This is a genomic window from Streptomyces sp. NPDC088197 (assembly GCF_044741185.1).
In the GTDB taxonomy this organism is placed as follows: Bacteria; Actinomycetota; Actinomycetes; order Streptomycetales; family Streptomycetaceae; genus Actinacidiphila.
In genome coordinates, this window is the sequence record NZ_JBIUSD010000005.1 from 288,253 (window position 1) to 304,642 (window position 16,390).

At 75.6% G+C, this 16,390-nt stretch carries 13 protein-coding genes; 7 read left to right on the forward strand and 6 right to left on the reverse strand.

What is annotated here, in order from left to right; genetic code table 11:
- The first annotated feature begins 9 nt into the window (after window positions 1-9).
- Window positions 10-753, forward strand: a complete 744-nt coding sequence (locus tag ACIOC1_RS15620; protein ID WP_401854636.1) for a TetR/AcrR family transcriptional regulator — start codon at window positions 10-12, stop codon at window positions 751-753.
- A 3-nt stretch (window positions 754-756) separates the two neighbouring features.
- Here ACIOC1_RS15620 and ACIOC1_RS15625 read toward each other — a convergent pair whose 3' ends face one another.
- Both ACIOC1_RS15625 and ACIOC1_RS15630 read right to left on the reverse strand, forming a co-directional pair.
- Window positions 757-1,311: a DUF4383 domain-containing protein gene (locus ACIOC1_RS15625; RefSeq protein WP_391048112.1), complete on the reverse strand. Its 555-nt coding sequence runs from the start codon at window positions 1,309-1,311 to the stop codon at window positions 757-759.
- Window positions 1,312-1,463: 152 nt separating this feature from the next.
- Entirely contained in the window at window positions 1,464-2,156 is a 693-nt protein-coding gene (locus ACIOC1_RS15630; RefSeq protein WP_355335304.1) for a sigma-70 family RNA polymerase sigma factor, read from the reverse strand.
- A 168-nt stretch (window positions 2,157-2,324) separates the two neighbouring features.
- Between ACIOC1_RS15630 and ACIOC1_RS15635 the strand changes: the two genes are divergently transcribed.
- Window positions 2,325-3,350 (forward strand): MerR family transcriptional regulator, encoded by a 1,026-nt coding sequence (locus ACIOC1_RS15635; RefSeq protein WP_401854640.1) that lies wholly within the window; start codon window positions 2,325-2,327, stop codon window positions 3,348-3,350.
- 186 nt (window positions 3,351-3,536) lie between these two features.
- Here the strand turns inward: ACIOC1_RS15635 and ACIOC1_RS15640 are convergent, their stop codons facing one another.
- On the reverse strand, window positions 3,537-5,633 hold the full coding sequence (locus ACIOC1_RS15640) for a glycosyltransferase (RefSeq protein ID WP_401854642.1): 2,097 nt from the start codon (window positions 5,631-5,633) through the stop codon (window positions 3,537-3,539).
- A gap of 217 nt (window positions 5,634-5,850) precedes the next feature.
- Between ACIOC1_RS15640 and ACIOC1_RS15645 the strand changes: the two genes are divergently transcribed.
- A complete protein-coding gene (locus ACIOC1_RS15645) occupies window positions 5,851-7,200 on the forward strand; it encodes a glycosyltransferase (RefSeq protein ID WP_401854644.1) in 1,350 nt (449 codons plus the stop codon).
- A gap of 3 nt (window positions 7,201-7,203) precedes the next feature.
- Here the strand turns inward: ACIOC1_RS15645 and ACIOC1_RS15650 are convergent, their stop codons facing one another.
- Window positions 7,204-8,733, reverse strand: a complete 1,530-nt coding sequence (locus ACIOC1_RS15650; protein WP_391048129.1) for an SDR family NAD(P)-dependent oxidoreductase — start codon at window positions 8,731-8,733, stop codon at window positions 7,204-7,206.
- 267 nt (window positions 8,734-9,000) lie between these two features.
- On the opposite strand from ACIOC1_RS15650, the gene ACIOC1_RS15655 reads away from it, so the two are divergent.
- Genes ACIOC1_RS15655 through ACIOC1_RS15670 form a run of 4 tightly spaced genes read left to right on the forward strand, consistent with a single transcriptional unit; the run spans window position 9,001 to window position 13,899 of the window.
- Window positions 9,001-10,293 carry a polyprenyl synthetase family protein gene (locus tag ACIOC1_RS15655; RefSeq protein ID WP_401307811.1) on the forward strand — a complete coding sequence of 431 codons (1,293 nt, stop codon included), beginning with the start codon at window positions 9,001-9,003 and terminating at the stop codon, window positions 10,291-10,293.
- On the forward strand, window positions 10,290-11,828 hold the full coding sequence (locus ACIOC1_RS15660) for a phytoene desaturase (protein WP_401854648.1): 1,539 nt from the start codon (window positions 10,290-10,292) through the stop codon (window positions 11,826-11,828). The genes ACIOC1_RS15655 and ACIOC1_RS15660 overlap by 4 nt, the downstream gene beginning before the upstream one ends.
- The gene (locus tag ACIOC1_RS15665; RefSeq protein ID WP_391048134.1) at window positions 11,825-12,895 is read left to right on the forward strand and encodes a squalene/phytoene synthase family protein; all 1,071 of its coding nucleotides are present in this window, start codon (window positions 11,825-11,827) and stop codon (window positions 12,893-12,895) included. The genes ACIOC1_RS15660 and ACIOC1_RS15665 overlap by 4 nt, the downstream gene beginning before the upstream one ends.
- Window positions 12,892-13,899: a DUF5914 domain-containing protein gene (locus ACIOC1_RS15670; protein ID WP_401854651.1), complete on the forward strand. Its 1,008-nt coding sequence runs from the start codon at window positions 12,892-12,894 to the stop codon at window positions 13,897-13,899. Before ACIOC1_RS15665 ends, ACIOC1_RS15670 begins: the two co-directional genes overlap by 4 nt.
- 14 nt (window positions 13,900-13,913) lie before the next feature.
- Here the strand turns inward: ACIOC1_RS15670 and ACIOC1_RS15675 are convergent, their stop codons facing one another.
- Both ACIOC1_RS15675 and ACIOC1_RS15680 read right to left on the reverse strand, forming a co-directional pair.
- Window positions 13,914-15,461, reverse strand: coding sequence for an FAD-dependent oxidoreductase (locus ACIOC1_RS15675; RefSeq protein ID WP_401854653.1), 1,548 nt, complete (start codon window positions 15,459-15,461; stop codon window positions 13,914-13,916).
- A complete protein-coding gene (locus ACIOC1_RS15680; RefSeq protein ID WP_401854655.1) occupies window positions 15,458-16,336 on the reverse strand; it encodes a class I SAM-dependent methyltransferase in 879 nt (292 codons plus the stop codon). The genes ACIOC1_RS15675 and ACIOC1_RS15680 overlap by 4 nt, the downstream gene beginning before the upstream one ends.
- Window positions 16,337-16,390: the final 54 nt, after the last annotated feature.

Genomic DNA, 16,390 nt, shown 5'->3' on the forward strand with positions numbered 1-16,390 from the left:
ATGAGCCCGATGACGACCGGTGACGACGAGGCGCTGCCGCCCGGCCTCGCCCAGGCGTGGGGACTGGCCCCCAAGACGGGACGGCTGGGCCGGAAGCCCTCGCAGAGCGTGGAGGGAATCGTCGAAGCGACGGTCGCGCTGGCCGACGCGGAAGGCTTCGCGGCCCTGTCCATGCCGAACATCGCCAGGCGGGTGGGACTCACCGCCAACGCGGTCTACCGGTACGTCAGCTCGCGGGACGAGCTGCTGGTCCTGGTCGCGGAGACCGCGTGGGGCCCGGCGCCGGAACTGGAAACCGGCGCGGACCGGTGGCGAGCGGCTGCCGCCCGTTGGACCAGGGCGATGATCGGCCGTTGCGACACGCACCCGTGGCTGCCCGACCTGCCCATCCGCGGGGCGCCCGCGACCCCGAACCTGCTGCGCTGGACGGAAGTGCTGCTCGAAGCGCTCACCGGGGCCGGGCTGAGCACCGCCGAATCGCTAGGGTGCGCGCTGCTGCTCGACGGCTACGCGCGGCGCATCGCCGCCGCCCGCCGCGACGTGCGCGACAGCACCGCGGCGCCGGTGCAGTCGGCCGCCGTGGCGCGCTTCCTTCAGCCGCTCCTTCACGAGCACGGATATCCCATCCTCGCGGCCATGATGGAGCGCGAGGAATACGACGACGACGTCGCCGACGACGACGTGGACTTCGGCCTGACCCGGATCCTGGACGGAATCGAGGTCCTGATCACCCGGCGGACGACGGCCCGCTGAGAGTCAGCGCGGCTGCGCGCCGGGGGCGCGGGGCGCGAGGGCGGGGCGGGGCGCCGCGGACGGGGCAGCGGCAGCGGCAGCGGCCTCGCGGTCGGCCTGTTCGGGGTGACGGCTGCGCCAGTACGGGTTGTCGTGCGGGAGGCGGCTGCTGACGCGGCCGTACATCCCGAACGTGATGATGAGCAGGCCCATCACGAAGCTGAAGATGACATTGGGCATCCGGAAGTTCAGCACGTTCGCCGACCGGTCCAGGACGGCGAGATTGACGAAGCCGCTCAGGAGGAACAGGGCGCCGACGGTCATGTTCAAGGTGGAGGCGAAGTTACCGCCGACGATGCCGCCGAGGATCAGGGCGGCGCCCACCACCAGGGAGATCACGCTCAGCGCGCCATTGGTGCTCAGACCGGCGACTTTGGACCCGTGGGTGTCGAAGAAGCCCAGCGCGTCAGCGAACCCGAGTGCTCCGAAGACGATCAGCACCAGGCCGCAGAAGGCGGCGCCGAAGCGGTAGACGGTGGCCAGGTGGTGATCGCGCGGGAGTTCGTCCTGCAGCTTCATCGCCGTCTCCTCTGTGGGGCGGGCAGATCCGTATGTCGCGGATGTACTGCTTTCGCACTCCCCAAGGTGGCCCTTTTGTCCGGATCTCTCATCTCGCAGCGTTTTTGCAGCGTGTCGCGTCATGGGCGCTACGGCCTCCGGGCCGCCCCGCATCAGCCGAGCGCGGCGTCCGCCTGGAGGAGCGCCCGCAGTCTGCGCAGCCCGCGGCGCGAATGGCTCTTGACCGTGCCGAGCGGCAGACCGGTGCGCTCGGAGATCTCGGCGTGGGTGAGGTCCCAGTAGAAGGCCATGCACAGCACCTGCTTCTGGGCGGCGGGCAGCTTGGCCAGCTCACGGGTCACGAAGACCCGGTGGAGCGCGGCGTCGGGCTGAGCGTCGGCGTCCGGCTCGGGCGGCAGGGCGGAACCGGCGTTGGCCACGAGTACGGAGCGGCGGGTGCGGGCGGAGAGCGCGTCGGCGATCTTCCGGTGCGCGATGCCGATCAGCCATCCAGCCAGGGACCCGCGGTCCGGCCGGTAGCCGTGCCGGCCGCGCCACGCGGCGAGGAAGACCTGCTGGGTGACGTCCTCGGCCTCGCGTGCGTCGCCGAGCGACCGGCGGGCGAGCGCGTGGATCAGCCCGCCCCAGCGGTGGTAGGCGGCGGCCACGCAGTCCTCGTTGCCCCGCACCAGACCGGCCGCCAGCTCCGAGTCGGCCAGGCCCAGCTCGGCCGGTTCCCACAGCGGCGCGTCGGACCCGCCCCGGCCGTCGGCGGAGCGGGCGGGCGCCGGTACGGCGGGGGGAGCGGGTGCGGCGGCAGCGGACGCGGGCTCGTGCGCGGGTTCCGCGACGGTGCGTACGGTCATGGAGCTGCCCTTCTTCGGTCGGGTTCCTGCCGGGCGGGTCGCGAGCCGCCGGGAAGCCCGGCGCGCGGGGCCGCTTGCCGCCGATGCGGCGGGGTCGGCTCGTCCTAGCGTGCGAATCACCGGCCAGGTGGAGCAACTCGCACCGTTTCTGCGTCGTATAGTGAAGAGATGAGCGAGGAGACGGGTGGGACGCAGGGGGCGTCGGGAGCGCGGGAGCCTGTCGAGGCCGGGATCGCCACGGGTGCGCTGGCGCGGCGGCTCGGGGTGTCCGCCACGACGGTGCGGTCGTGGGACCGGCGGTACGGGATCGGCCCGGCGGTCCGTTCGGACGGTCGGCACCGGCGCTGGGCCCCGCGGGACGTGGCCGTTCTGGAGGAGATGTGCCGGCTCACCGCCTCGGGCGTGCCGCCCGCGGAGGCGGCCCGCGCCGCTCAGGCCGCCGCCGGCACCGCGCCCGCGCCCACGAGCCCGGCGTCGGCCGGGCCGCCCCGGCGCGCCACTCGGCAACCGGCCGCCGGGAGCGGCCTGCCGCTCGGGGATGTCCGGCAGGAGTGCCGCGGGCTCGCGCGGGCCGCGGTGCGGCTGGACGGCCCGGCGGTGGACGCCCTGCTGACCGACCTGGTCGAGCGGCACGGGCTGGTCGTCGCCTGGGAGGAGGTGATGGCGCCGACCCTGCGCGCTGTCGGCCGCAAGTGGCAGACCTCCGGGGAGCGGTACGTGGAGGTCGAGCACCTGCTGTCCTGGCACGTCTCGTCGGCGCTGCGCCGGGTCCGTGCGGCGCCGACCGTCACCGGGGCGGCGCCCGTACTGCTCGCGTGCGTGCCCGGCGACCACCACACGCTTCCGCTGGAGGCGCTCACCGCGGGGCTCGGAGAGCTCGGCCTGTCGACCCGGATGTTCGGCGGGGCGGTGCCGGTCGACGCCCTGGACGAGGCCGTACGCCGGATCGGCCCGGCGGCCGTCGTGCTGTGGTCCCAGTCCCGCTCCACCGCCGACCGCCCGCTCGCCCGGCATGTCGCGGCCACCAGCTGGGGCGTCAAGGGCGCCCGTACCCATCCGATGGTCTTCCTCGCCGGTCCCGGCTGGGCCGGCCCCCTGATGCCCGGCATGCTCAGACCCCAGGGCCTGCGCGACGCCCTGTCCGCCCTGAGCCGCATCGGCTCCCCCACCCCACCACCCACCGCCGCCCCCTGACCCCCTCCGGGGGTACGCCCGGAACAGTCCTCAGCCGACACCGGGCGAAGGCCGGTGTGCCGCTCACCGACAGCCCGGAGGTACGACCTCGCGTCACGTCAGCCCTCAGCCGACACCGCCGCAGGCCGGTGGGCGGCTCGCCGCCAGGCCGAGGAGATACGTCAGCCGCGCGTCGCGGCTCGGGCGTCAGCCGGGGGTTCCGGGCGGGGCGGTGGCCAGGTATTCCTCGACCAAGGCGGCAGCCGTAGAGGTGAGGGTGTAGCCGGAGGTGACCGTGGCGCGGCCCCGCGCGGCGAGGGCGCGGGCGGCGGAGGGCGGCATGTCCAGCATCCGTTCGAGGCCGAGGCCCAGGGCGGGTGCGCTGGAGGTGTCCAGCAGTACGCCGTTGTCGCCGTCGCGCAGATAGTGGCGCACTCCCCCGCGTTCGGGGGCGGCGGTCGGCAGGCCCGCGTCCATGGCTTCGAGCACCGCGATCCCGAACTCCTCCTTGGCGCTCGGGCAGACGTACCAGGCCCGCGCCCCCGACGCCGGGTCGGCCAGCGCCCGCTCCAGGCGGCGTACGCGGGTGTTGGACAGGGCCGTGAGCAGGACGAGCCGGTGGGCCGCGCCGGGGTGCCGGGCGAGCAGGCGGCCGATCCTGGCGCGCATCGCGGTCTCGGCGGCCGACGGACGGTCGGCGGCGCCGCCGATCAGCACGAGGGAGGACCGCCGGTACAGGCCCCGCTCCAGCCAGGCCCGTACCAGCATGTCCTGCTGCTTGACGGGGTGCAGCCGTCCCACGGAGAGCAGCAGCGGCTCCCGCAGGGCGTCCGGGCCGAGCGGCGCCCGCCGCGCGCCGCCGCTACCGCCCCCGCCGAGGACCATGCCCAGCAGATCCGCCCGGTCGGACGCCTCGGACGCGGCCGGTACGTACGGCTGGATGCCCTCCGGTGGTGCGGCCGGGCCCGCGCCGTCCCGTGCGGCGGCCAGTTGGGGGAAGTGGCGGACGAGTTCGGAGGCGTCGCCCTGCTGTCCGGGTATGGCGACCACGCGTGCGGCCCGTTCGACCAGCCGGTCGGCGACGAACACCCGGTGCAGGTCGTCGCGCAGGTCGTCTGAGGCCGCCTGGGCCCGGCCGTGGCGTGCGGTCATCTGCCGGTGCGGATCGGGCGTCGCGGTGAACACCAGCCGGGCTCCGAGGCGTTCCGCGGCCTGGGCCATGGCGAGCGAGCCGTCGTCGGCGTACCGCGCGTGCAGGACGTCCAGCCGTGCGCCGAGGCCGCCGAGCAGCCGTACGGCCCACCAGGCGAGCGCCTCGCGGTGGGCGCCCATCTCGTGCTGGCCGAGGGGGTGTTCCGCGTCCACGGGGAGCCGCAGCACCCAGTGCCCGGCGCCGCGGGCGTGCAACAGGCTGTCGTCGCGCGCCAGTTCGCTGCGGCTGGCGGTGACCACCGTCACGACGGCGGCGACCGCGCCGGTGTCGGCCAGCGCGTCCCCGAGGCCGCTGAGCAGCACGCTCAGGCCGCCGCTCAGCCCCTCCCCCGGGGTGTCGAGGCCGCCCAGCAGCATCGGCTGGGCGACGAGCAGACCCGGCCTGCGCGCCGCCGCGGGCAGCAGCGGGTCCTGGCCGGGGAGCAGCATCAGCCGCTCGTACGGGTCTTCCGCCTCGGCGGAGACCGGCAGCAGGGACGCGCCGCCCGGCACACCGGCGAGGTAGCGCCAGGCCGCGTGGCGGGTCGCGCGGTCACCGGCCGCCGCGAGTTCGGCCGCCTCCTCCGGCTCCAGCGGCCGCAGGCCCCGGGCCGTGGCGACGTCCAGCAGGGCCGCCGTCGCGGCCCCGGCCGGGCGGTGGCGCAGCGCCTCGCGCAGCGCGTCGCGCGCGCTGTCCGCGCCGTGCACCCGCAGCGCGTCCGGCCACGCCTCGGCCGCGGCGGCCCGCAGCCGGTCCGAGCCACCGGCGTGGCCGGTCAGCGTCTCGGGGCTGTGGGCCAGGCCCATCCGGCAGGCGCGGCGGAGTCGCGCCAGTGACAGGTCCTCCGCCTCCCAGGCGATGCCCTCGGGGAACGGCCAGCCGTACTCCGCCTGCGTGAGGTTCAGCAGCGCCCCGGCGCCCGCGCCCGCGGCGGCGGGCCGGATCCGGCCGGTCCAGAAGGTCGAACGGAGGTCGACGAAGACGTCGTCGTCCGGCGCGGGCCCCGTGCGAGCGCCCGGACCGGCGAAGACGTTCCCGGTAACCGTCCCGTCGCCGGCCGCTCCCGTGGCGGAGCCCGCCGCGGGGGCGGTCGGCAGTGCGATGTCTTCCATGGCGGCCTCTCCCGTGCGAATGGGGCTGCGGATCGTGCACAGTCATCGCTTCCGTACGGCCGAGCGGATTGGATGCACTTCGGGCGCCGGTTCTGCCTCACAGCGCGCACGCCCCTGACCTGGCAGGATCTGCCGTCGCAGCCGCGCCGCACGCCGTCGTGGAGTTCCGCGGGGGCCGCGTCGGCGTACGCGGACACCGCTCGACCGAAGGAGTCCCATGGCCCGGATCGTGGTGGTCAGCCCGCCCTTCCAGTCGCACGCCCGGCCGCTGTCGGTCCTGGCGGGAGCCTTGCGGCGGGCGGGCGACGAGGTGCACTTCGCGTGCGCGCCCGCCTTCGAGGAGCTGGCGCGGGAGGCGGACATCGGTTTCGTGCCGCTCACGGTGACGCGGAACGCCAATACGGGGATCGCGGAGACGACCGAGCAGGACACGGCGGAGGCGGCGCGTCTCACCGAGTTCCTGGACGCCACCAGGGCGGGCGCGGTGCCCGCGCTGCTCGCCCAGGCCCGGCACCGAGGCGCCGACATGCTCGCCGACCCGGAGCGGATCCTGGCGGACCTGCGGATTCTGCACGACCGGCTGCGGCCGGACTGGTACCTGGTGGACCAGCTCAATTACCCGGTGACGCTCGCCCTGTACTGCCTCGGTCTGTCGTACGCCTCCTACTGTCCCGGACATCCCGGCTACCTGCCAGCGGGCCCCGACGCCTTCTTCGGCGAACCCTGTGCCTGGCCCGCCGGGATCCGGCCGCGCCCCGCCGAGCGGGCGGCGCTGCGCACCGCGGTACGGGCGAACGACGCGGCCTTCACCTCGCTGTTCGCGGACTTCGCCGCACTCCACGCCCCGCACCGGCCGCCGCCCGGCCGGGCGTTCGCGCTGACCTCACCGCACGCCGTCGTCTACTGCTACCCGCCGCTTCCCGGCCTGCCCGTACCGCCCGAGGGGCGCGAAGCCCTCTACGCCGGTCACTGCACCGCGCAGGACGCGCCGGTTCTCGACCCGTACTGGCGCGGTGCGGCCGACCGGCTGCGCGCGGCGGCGGGGAAGGTCGTCCTGGTCGCCTTCGGCACCTTCCTGTCGGCCAGGGACGACGTGCTGCGGACCGTGGCGCGCGGCGTGCTGGAGCGCTGTCCGGACGCGGCGGTCGTCCTGGCGGCCGGGGACCGTACGGCGGCGCTCGCGGATCTGGCGGGCCCGCGGGTGTGCGTCGCGGCCTCCGTGCCGCAGCGCGCGCTGCTGGCGGAGGTGGACGCGATGGTGCACCACGGCGGCAACAACTCCTTCACCGAGTGCGTCGCCGCGGGCGTCCCGGCGCTCGTCCTGCCGTTCTCCAGCGACCAGTTCGCCGTCGCCCACGACGCCGAGCGGGCCGGGGCGGCCGTCGTCCTGGACCCGGCCGCGGCGACCGGGCGGGAGATCGGGGACGCCGTGGCCTCACTGCTCACCGCGCCGCCGCCCGGACTCGGGCGGCTGTCCGCCCGGGTCCGCGAGCGGGGCCCTGACTGGGCGGCCGTCCGGCTGCGGGCCGTGATGGCCGCCCGCCAGGAGCGGCCGGTCGCACCGTAGCGGTCAGTGGGTGGTGACCGGCCGCGGGCTCGGGGCGGACCTGCCCTGTTCCGCCGCCTTGGCGATGTTGCGTGCCATGCCGCCGAAGACGAACGCGTGGAAGGGCGAGATGCTCCACCAGTACGCGTGGCCGAGGAGCCCGCGCGGGTGGAACAGCGCCCGCTGCCAGTACAGGGTGCGGCCCTGGTCGTCCCGGTCGGCGTGCAGCTCCAGCCAGGCCAGGCCCGGCAGTCGCATCTCGGCGCGCAGCCGGAGCATCCTGCCGCGGTCGATCTCCTCGACCCGCCAGAAGTCCAGGGAGTCCCCGTTCCGCAGATGAACGGCGTCACGGCGTCCGCGGCGCAGCCCGACACCGCCCGCGAGGCGGTCGAGCCAGCCGCGCACCGCCCAGGCCAGGCCGAAGGAGTACCAGCCGTTCGTGCCGCCGATGCCCTCGATCACGCGCCACAGCGCCTCGGGTGAGGCGTCGACCACCTGCTCGCGGCGGTCGGTGTAGAGGCTGCCGCCGGACCAGTCGGGGTCGGTGGGCAGCGGGTCGCTGGGCGCGCCGGGCAGCGAGGCGGAGGACCAGCGGGTCGTGACCTGTGCGTCCTGGACCCGCCGCAGGGCCAGGGCCAGGGCGCGGCGCAGCGGGAAGGGCTGCCCCTCGCCGTCCGGCACGTAGCGGGCGATGTCGTGCTCGGAGCAGACCACCTCGTGCCGCAAGGACTCCGCGAGCGGGCGGGCGATCGACCGGGGCACCGGGGTGACCAGTCCGATCCAGTGGCTGGACAGCCGTGGGGTGAGGACGGGGACCGGGACGATCAGGCGTTTGGGCAGACCGGCGATCGCCGCGTAGCCCTGCATCATCTCCCGGTAGGTGACGACGTCCGGGCCGCCGATGTCGAAGGGGCGGCTGACCTCCGGCGGCATGGCGGCGCTCCCGACGAGGTAGCGGAGCACGTCGCGGACGGCGATGGGCTGGATCCGGGTACGGACCCAGCTCGGGGTGACCATCACCGGCAGCCGTTCCGTGAGGTAGCGCAGCATCTCGAACGACGCGGAGCCCGATCCGATGATCACCGCGGCGCGCAGCGCGGTGGTGGGCACCCCCGAGTCCAGCAGGATGCGGCCGACCTCGGCGCGCGAGCGCAGGTGCGGCGAGAGTTCGGCCTCCGGTACTCCGCCGGGGGTCAGGCCGCCGAGGTAGACGATGCGTCCCACCCCTGCGGCGCGGGCCTGCTCGCCGAAGACCCGGGCCGCCTCCCGGTCGGTCTTCTCGAAGCCGGAGCCGGTGCCCAGCGCGTGCACGAGGTAGTACGCCACGTCCACGTCGCGCATCGCCGCCGCCACCGAGTCGGGATCGGTGACATCGCCCTGGACCACCTCGGTGTCGTGCACCCATGGGTGATCGCGGAGCTTTCCGGGTGAGCGGGCCAGGCACCGGACCCGGTACCCGGCGGCCAGCAGTTCGGGCACCAGGCGTCCGCCGATGTAGCCCGAGGCCCCGGTGACCAGGCACAGCGGCCCGGGTTCGGTGGCATCGCTGATCATGAGCAGCTCCGTTCCGCGCGTTGTGTTCCCCCCACCGTCCCCCTTCACGGTCTCTTCCGCGCGGCCCGGTCGGCCGGATGCGGGCCGGACCACCCGCATGCGGAGATTCGTCGACAGTGACCCGATGTGGCGGCGTGATCACGATGGGTCACTCGTGGTGAGGTGTTTTCGCCCCTCCCGGCAGCAGTGGACGTCCGCTGCATCCGCGGGGGCGTCCCGGACGGAATGACCGAAGACGAAGCCGAACGACGCGAGGAGAGGAAGTCGATGAGGCGCATCGCGGCGGACGAGCACCCCTCCCCCGGTGAGCAGGCGGCCCGGGGCGCCCCGTACGACGCTTCCGCACGCGTCCTTGTCCCCCGCCCGCCGGACCCCGCGGCCGTGGACGCGGACGTCGCGGACCACGTCGGGCGGGTGCTGGCCCATGAGCTCGGCGAGCGGGTGGCGGCAGCGGCGGCGATCGACGCGGTCTTCGCGCGGGACCTCGCCGAGCGGGTCGCCGGGTTCACCCTGGGCGGCGGCAAGCGCACCCGGTCGCAGTTCCTGTGGTGGGGGCTGCGGGCCGCGGGCGGCGGCGGGTCCGCCGAACAGGTGCACGCGGCGCTGCGGATCGCCGCCGCGGTGGAGCTCGTCCAGACCTGCGCGCTGGTGCACGACGACGTGATGGACGGCTCCGCGCTGCGGCGCGGACAGCCCGCGGTCCATCTCGACCTCGACGCGCAGTACCCCTGCGCGCGCCGCTCCGGCCCCGCCGAGCCCTTCGGCCGGGCGGCAGCCGTCCTGGTCGGCGACCTCGCGCTGGCCTGGGCCGACGACACCGTCGCGGCCACCGCGCTGCCCGGCGACACCTCCCGCAGGGTGCGTGTGCTGTGGCAGGCCATGCGCACCGAGATGGTGGCCGGGCAGTACCTGGATCTGCACGGGCAGACCACCGGTGCGCGGTCGGCCGCGCGGGCGCTGCGCACCGCCCGGCTGAAGAGCGCGCTGTACTCCGTCGAGCGCCCGCTGGCGCTCGGGGCCGCTCTGGCCCGCGCGGACGAGGAGACCACCCGGGCGCTGTGCGCGGCGGGCCGACAGGCGGGCATCGCCTTCCAGTTGCGCGACGACCTGCACGGGGTGTTCGGCGACTCCGCGTACACGGGCAAGCCGACGGGCGAGGACATCCGCGACGGGAAGCCCAACTACCTGATCGCGGTGGCCCGCGACCACGCCGAGGCCGCGGACGACCGGCAGGCCCTCGCCCTGCTGGACACGGCCGTCGGCGACCCGCGGTTGTCCGACGGCGATCTGGACCGGGTACGGGACCTGCTCGTCTCGACCGGCGCGCGGGCCGCCGTCGAGCACCGGATCGAGAAACTGGCCGCCGACAGCGCCCGGTTCCTGGCGGGCGCGACGCGCGTCGGACCGGTTGCCAGGGCCCGGCTCCTCGACCTCTTCCAACGCGCCGCGGGCGTATGCCCGGACGGGCGGTCCGTACACCACGCCCCGCACCCGCAGGACCGACCGGCAGCCGCCGGACCGGGCCCGCGGGAAGCCGCTGCCGCAGGAGACCACCGATGAGAACAGTGACGGGACGCACCGACCATGTCGTGGTGGTCGGGGCCGGGCTGTCCGGGCTGTCCGCCGCGCTGCACCTGCTGGGCGCGGGACGCCGGGTGACGGTTGTGGAGCGCGCCGCGCTGCCCGGCGGCCGGGCGGGCAGGATCGAGCGGGGCGGCTACCGGATCGACACGGGTCCGACCGTGCTCACCATGCCCGACCTGGTCGCGGAGGCGTTCGCGGCCGTCGGCGAGACGATGACCGACCGGCTGGACCTGATCGCGCTGCACCCGGCCTACCGGGCCTTGTTCGCCGACGGCAGCCGCCTCGACGTGCACACCGGCGCCGAGGCCATGGAGGCGGAGATCGAACGCTTCGCCGGTCCGGCGGACGCGGCGGGCTACCGGCGGCTGCGCCGCTGGCTGACCGACCTCTACGCGGTCCAGATGCGGCGGTTCATCGACGCCAACTTCGACTCGCCGCTCCAGCTCGTCCACCCGGACCTGGCCCGGCTCGCGGCGCTCGGCGGCTTCGGCCGACTCGACGCCCGCATCGGCGACTTCGTCTCCGACGAGCGGCTGCGCCGGGTCTTCACCTTCCAGGCGCTGTACGCGGGCGTACCGCCGGCCCGCGCGCTCGCCGCCTACGCGGTGATCGCCTACATGGACACCGTCGCGGGCGTCTACTTCCCGCGCGGCGGCATGCACGCGCTGCCGCGGGCGATGGCGGACGCGGCGGCCGACGCGGGGGCCGACTTCCGGTACGGGCAGGACGTCACCCGACTGGAGCGGTCCGGCGACCGGATCACCGCCGTCGTCACGGACCAGGACAGGATCGCCTGCGACGCGGTGGTGCTCACCCCCGATCTGCCGGTCGCCTACCGGCTGCTCGGCCGGACCCCGCGCCGGGCGGTCCCGCTGCGGCACTCGCCCTCCGCGGTGATCCTGCACGCGGGCATCGACCGCACCTGGCCGGAGCTGGCGCACCACACGATCTCCTTCGGCGCCGCGTGGAAGGACACCTTCCACGAACTGACCCGCGCCGGGACCCTGATGTCCGACCCGTCGCTGCTGATCACCCGGCCGACGGCGACCGACCCGCGACTGGCCCCGCCCGGCAAGCATCTGCACTACGTCCTGGCGCCGTGCCCCAACACCGCCATCGGTCCGGACGCGCGCGCGTGGGGAGAGCTCTCGCCGCGCTACCGCGACAGCCTCCTCGCCGAGCTGGAGCGGCGCGGCCTGACCGGGATCGGCGCCGCCATCGAGGAGGAGTCCCTGGTGACGCCCGCAGACTGGACGGCGGACGGGCACGCGGCCGGTACGCCGTTCTCCGCGGCCCACACCTTCGCGCAGACCGGCCCGTTCCGTCCCCGGAACCTGGTGCGAGGCACCGAGAACGCGGTGCTGGCCGGCTGCGGCACCACGCCGGGCGTCGGCGTGCCGACCGTGCTCATCTCCGGCAAGCTCGCCGCGGCCCGCGTCACCGGGCCGCGCCCGCGGCGGCCGTCCCCGCCCGCCCGGACCCGGCTCGCGACGGAAGGCACCCCGGCGTGACCGCGCGCGAGCTCGACGCGGCCGGGATCGACGCGCCCGCGCTGCGCGCCGCGTACGCGCGCTGCCGACAGCTCAACGCCCGGCACGGCAAGACGTACTTCCTCGCCACCCGGCTGCTCCCGGTCGAGCGGCGACCGGCCGTGCACGCGCTGTACGGCTTCGCCCGCTGGGCCGACGACATCGTCGACAGCCTCGACCGGACGCGGACCCTCCAGGAGCGGGCCGCCGCACTGGACGCGCTCCAGGAGGAGCTGGCGGCCGGGCTGCGGCACGGGAACAGCAGGGAGCCGGTGGTGCGGGCACTCGCGCACACGGCCGCCGTGTACGACATCGACCACCGGCACTTCACCGACTTCATGGCGGCGATGCGCAGCGACCTCGAAGTGCGCGACTATCCGACGTACGCCGACCTGCGCGGCTACATGCACGGGTCGGCTGCGGTGATCGGCCTCCAGATGCTGCCGGTGCTGGGCACGGTCGTCCCCCGCGCTGAGGCCGCCCCGCACGCCGCGGCACTCGGTGTCGCCTTCCAGCTCAGCAACTTCCTGCGGGACGTCGGCGAGGACCTGGACCGCGGCCGGGTCTATCTGCCCGCGGACCTGCTCGCCGCGCACGGCGTGGACCGCGGCCTGCTGCTGTGGAGCCGGACGACCGGCGCCCGCGACGCACGGATCACCGAGGCGCTGCGGGCCGCCGCAGAACTGACCCGGGGCGTCTACCGGGAGGCGGCGCCCGGCCTGCCGATGCTCGACCCGGTGGCCAGGCCGTGCATCCGGACCGCTCTCGTGCTCTACGGCGGGATCCTGGACGCGATCGAGGACGACGGGTACGCGGTCCTGCACCGCCGTGCGGTGGTACCGCGCGAGCGGCGCGCGGCGGTGGCGCTCGACGGGCTGGTCCGGCTGGGCGCGGCGCGGCTGCGCGCCCGGGGCGGCGCGACGGCACCGGAGCCGAAGGACCGAGGGCAGGCTTCACGGACGCAGGGGCGGCCACGTCAACCACCGCGTGAACGGCCGTCGTCGGTGGGCCCGTCGTGGTCCCGCTGGGAGAAGGAGAACATGTCGTGACCGACCACCGGCCCGGCCGCTTTCCGCTGCGGCTGCGCCGCGACCCGGCCGACTGGGCGCAGCAGCGGCCGACCTGGCGCGACGCGGCGCCCCGGCTGATCGGCGACGCCCTGAAGCGGGCCCTGGCGCGGCCGTCCGGCAACTGGTTCGTCGTCGGCGGCTCCCGCGCCGTCAAGGACGGCCGCCCGTACGGCAGGACCGTCGGCGGCACCGAGGTGGTGCTGTGGCGGGACGCGGCGGGCACACTGCGCGGCGGCCCCGGCGCCTGCCCGCACCTGGGCGCGCCGCTCAAGGACAGCTCGGTGCGCTGCGGGACGCTGATCTGCCACTGGCACGGCCTCTCCCTCAAGGGCGCGCCGTTCGCGGGCTGGGAGCCGTACCCCGTGCACGACGACGGGCTGCTGGTCTGGGTGCGGCTGGACGGGGTGGGCGGCGAGGAGCCGACGGCCGCCCCGCTGGTTCCGGTCCGGCCGGAGCCCGCGGGCGCCCTGGCGGCGGTCTATACGGGTTTCGGGGTGTGCGAACCGGAGGACGTGGTCGCCAACCGGCTCGACCCGTGGCACGGCGGATGGCTGCACCCGTACTCGTTCGTGGACCTCACGGTGGTCGGCACACCCACTGGCGATGCCGACGCGGCGCACGACGCCTTCGCGGTGGACGTGTCCTTCAAGGTCGCCGGGCGGGCGGTGGTGCCGGTGCGCGCGGTGTTCACGGCGCCGGAGCCCAGGACCGTGGTCATGCACATCACCGAGGGCGAGGGGCGGGGTTCCGTGGTCGAGACGCACGCCACGCCGCTCGGCCCCGACCGGTCGGGGCGTCCGCGGACCGCGGTGGTGGAGGCGGTGGTCGCCGCGTCGGACCGCCGCGGGTTCGCGGTCGCGCGGGCCGTTGCCCCGGTGCTGCGCCCGCTGATGCGCGGGGCCGCCGGGCGGCTGTGGCGCGACGACCTGGCGTACGCGGAGCGGCGGTGGGCGCTGCGCGCCGCCGGCCGCTTCCCGGGCTGACGGCGCGCGGCCCGTCACGTGTCCCCGAGTGCCGCCAGCGCCCGCAGTACGGCTGAGCGACCCCGCTCCGGGACCGTCCAGAGCGTCTGGCCGCGCACGCCCCACCGCTCCAACAGGGCGTTGGCGGCCAGGAAGCCGGTGGTCGCCGCGCGTTCCATGAGGGCGACCGGGAGGTCGGTGCGGACCGCGTCGCCCGCCACCGTGACGGTCGGGTGCGGGGTGCGGACGGTGGGCCGGTCGTGGAAGCCGCCCACCGGGAACAACGGGCAGTCCGCGCGCCATTCGTGCCGCTGGTCGACGATCGAGGCGTGCGCCGTCTCGGGATACACCCGGTGCATCTGCCGCACCAGCCGGTCCTGGGCGGCGGGCAGGTCGTCGGAAGCGTAGGCGTACGCGTGCAGTTCGACCACCGAGCCGCCGGTCCTGGCCGCCCAGCGCGCCGCCTCGCCCTCCCAGCGCTCCAGCACGCTGATGTTGTCGAGCGGGCCGAAGCCGCTGGTGCCGAGGAAACCCGGCCGGTCGGCGGCGACCGGGCGGTCCAGCCAGAGCCGGGAGACGAGGAACGGCGGCGCGGTGCGCAGCCGTTCGGCCCGCTCCCGCCACGGCGCGTCGCACAGGCCGGGCGAGGCGGCGGCCAGGCGGCGCAGGCCGCCGCTGTCCAGGGCGAGGACGAGGGCGTCGAAGCGCCGCGTCCTGCCGTCGGCGGTGACCGTCGGTCCGTCGGGCCCCGACGACCCGGCCGCGCTCACTTCGGTGCCGGTGCGCACGTCCGCGCCGTGGCCTTCCAGGTAGCGGCCGAGCGGCTCCCAGAGCGCCCGGGGGTACGGCTCGTCGGGGACGTCGAAGAGCAGGCCCTCGCTGGAGCCGAGGAAGTAGATGTGGAACATCAGGACCAGCTCCGCGGCCGAGAGTTCACGCGGGTCGGCGAAGAAGCTGCGGGAGAACACCTCGAAGGCGAGGTGCTGCGCGGCGTCGGGGAAGCGGATACGGGCCAGGAAGTCGGCGGCGCTGACCGTGTCGAGGCGTGCGTAGACCTGCGGCACGCGCACGTCCAGCAGGGGCAGGGCGGCGGCCGGGTTCATCCGGAGCAGGTCCCGCCAGCCGAAGGCGGGGCTGAGGGCGACGAAGCCGAGGGCGCTCCATGGCGGGGTGCGCGGGACGCGCGCGAAGCTGTCGTACAGGCCGCTGCTGTGCCGCAGCGGGTAGTCGGGCAGCGCGGTGAGCATGCCGAGGGAAGGGTCGGCGCGGCGGAGCAGGCCGCGCAGGTTGTAGTACTGGCGGAAGAAGGCGTGGAAGCCGCGGCTCATGGTGACCGGTGAGCCGTCGGCCAAGTCGGTGGACCAGCCGGCCAAGCGTCCGCCGAGGCCGCGCTCGCGCTCGTACAAGGTGACCCGGGCGCCACGCTCCGCCAGGCCGGTGGCGGCGGCGAGCCCGGCGATACCGCCTCCGATGACGGCGACCTCGGGGGCGTCGGCGCCGAAGCGGGGGCGGCCGGGCGGCGCGGGAATCGTCCGGGCGCGCCGGTCGCGGCCACGGCGGGGCGCGGCGGGGCGCCCGGTCACCGCGGGTCCCCGTGCTGGTTCCGGAGCTGACGCTGCGGCTGCGGCTGCGGCTGCGGCTGCGGCTGCGGCTGCGGCTGCGGCTGCGGCTGCGGCTGCGGCTGCGGCTGGGCCAGACTTCGGGGCGGGTGGGGTGGCCCCTGTTCCGGCTCGGCGCGCGGCGGGTCCTGGGGTACGCGGCCGAGCACGGTGTGGGTGATGCCGGTCTGCCAGCCGGGCAGCGGCAGGACACGGACGGAGCCGAATCCGGCGCGGCGCACCCGGTCGCCGAGGGCAGCGGCCGTGTCGAACGCGACGACGCTGGTGTAGAGGTGGCGGTAGAGACCGGCGTCGCCGGTGAGCCGTCCTGCGGGCAGCACGACGCCCTTGCACACCCCCGCCCAGACCGCCCGGTGCGCGGCGCTCCCGCCGAGCGCGTACTCGTGCACGGCCAGTCGGCCGCCGGGGCGGAGCCGGTCGCGGACGGCGGTGAGGACGCGGTCAGGGTCGGCGACGTTGCGCACGAGATACGCGGCGAACGCGGCGTCGAACCGCCCGGTGACGAAGCCCCCTTCGGCCAGCTTCTCCACGGGCGCGTGGAGGAAGGAGACGGTGGCGGGCCAGCGTTTGGCGGCTGCCCGCTCCAGCATCCCGGCGGAGGCGTCCACGGCCGTGATCTCGGCGTGCGGAGCGGCGGCGAGCAGCGCGGCGGTCGAGGAGCCGGTGCCGCAGCCGAGGTCGAGCAGGCGCAGCCCGGCCCCGCCGTGCGGCAGCCGCAGGCGCCGGGCGGAGCGGCGCAGGTGCGCGTGGTAGCCGGGGTTCATCGCGGTCAGCCGGTCGTAGCGGGCGGAGCCGTGGTCGAACGCCGACGACAACTCGTCGTCTCGCAGCAGGGGCATGGGGCGGACTTCCTGTTGGGGGGCGGCATCGGGGCGGGCGGCGTCGGGGCGCGG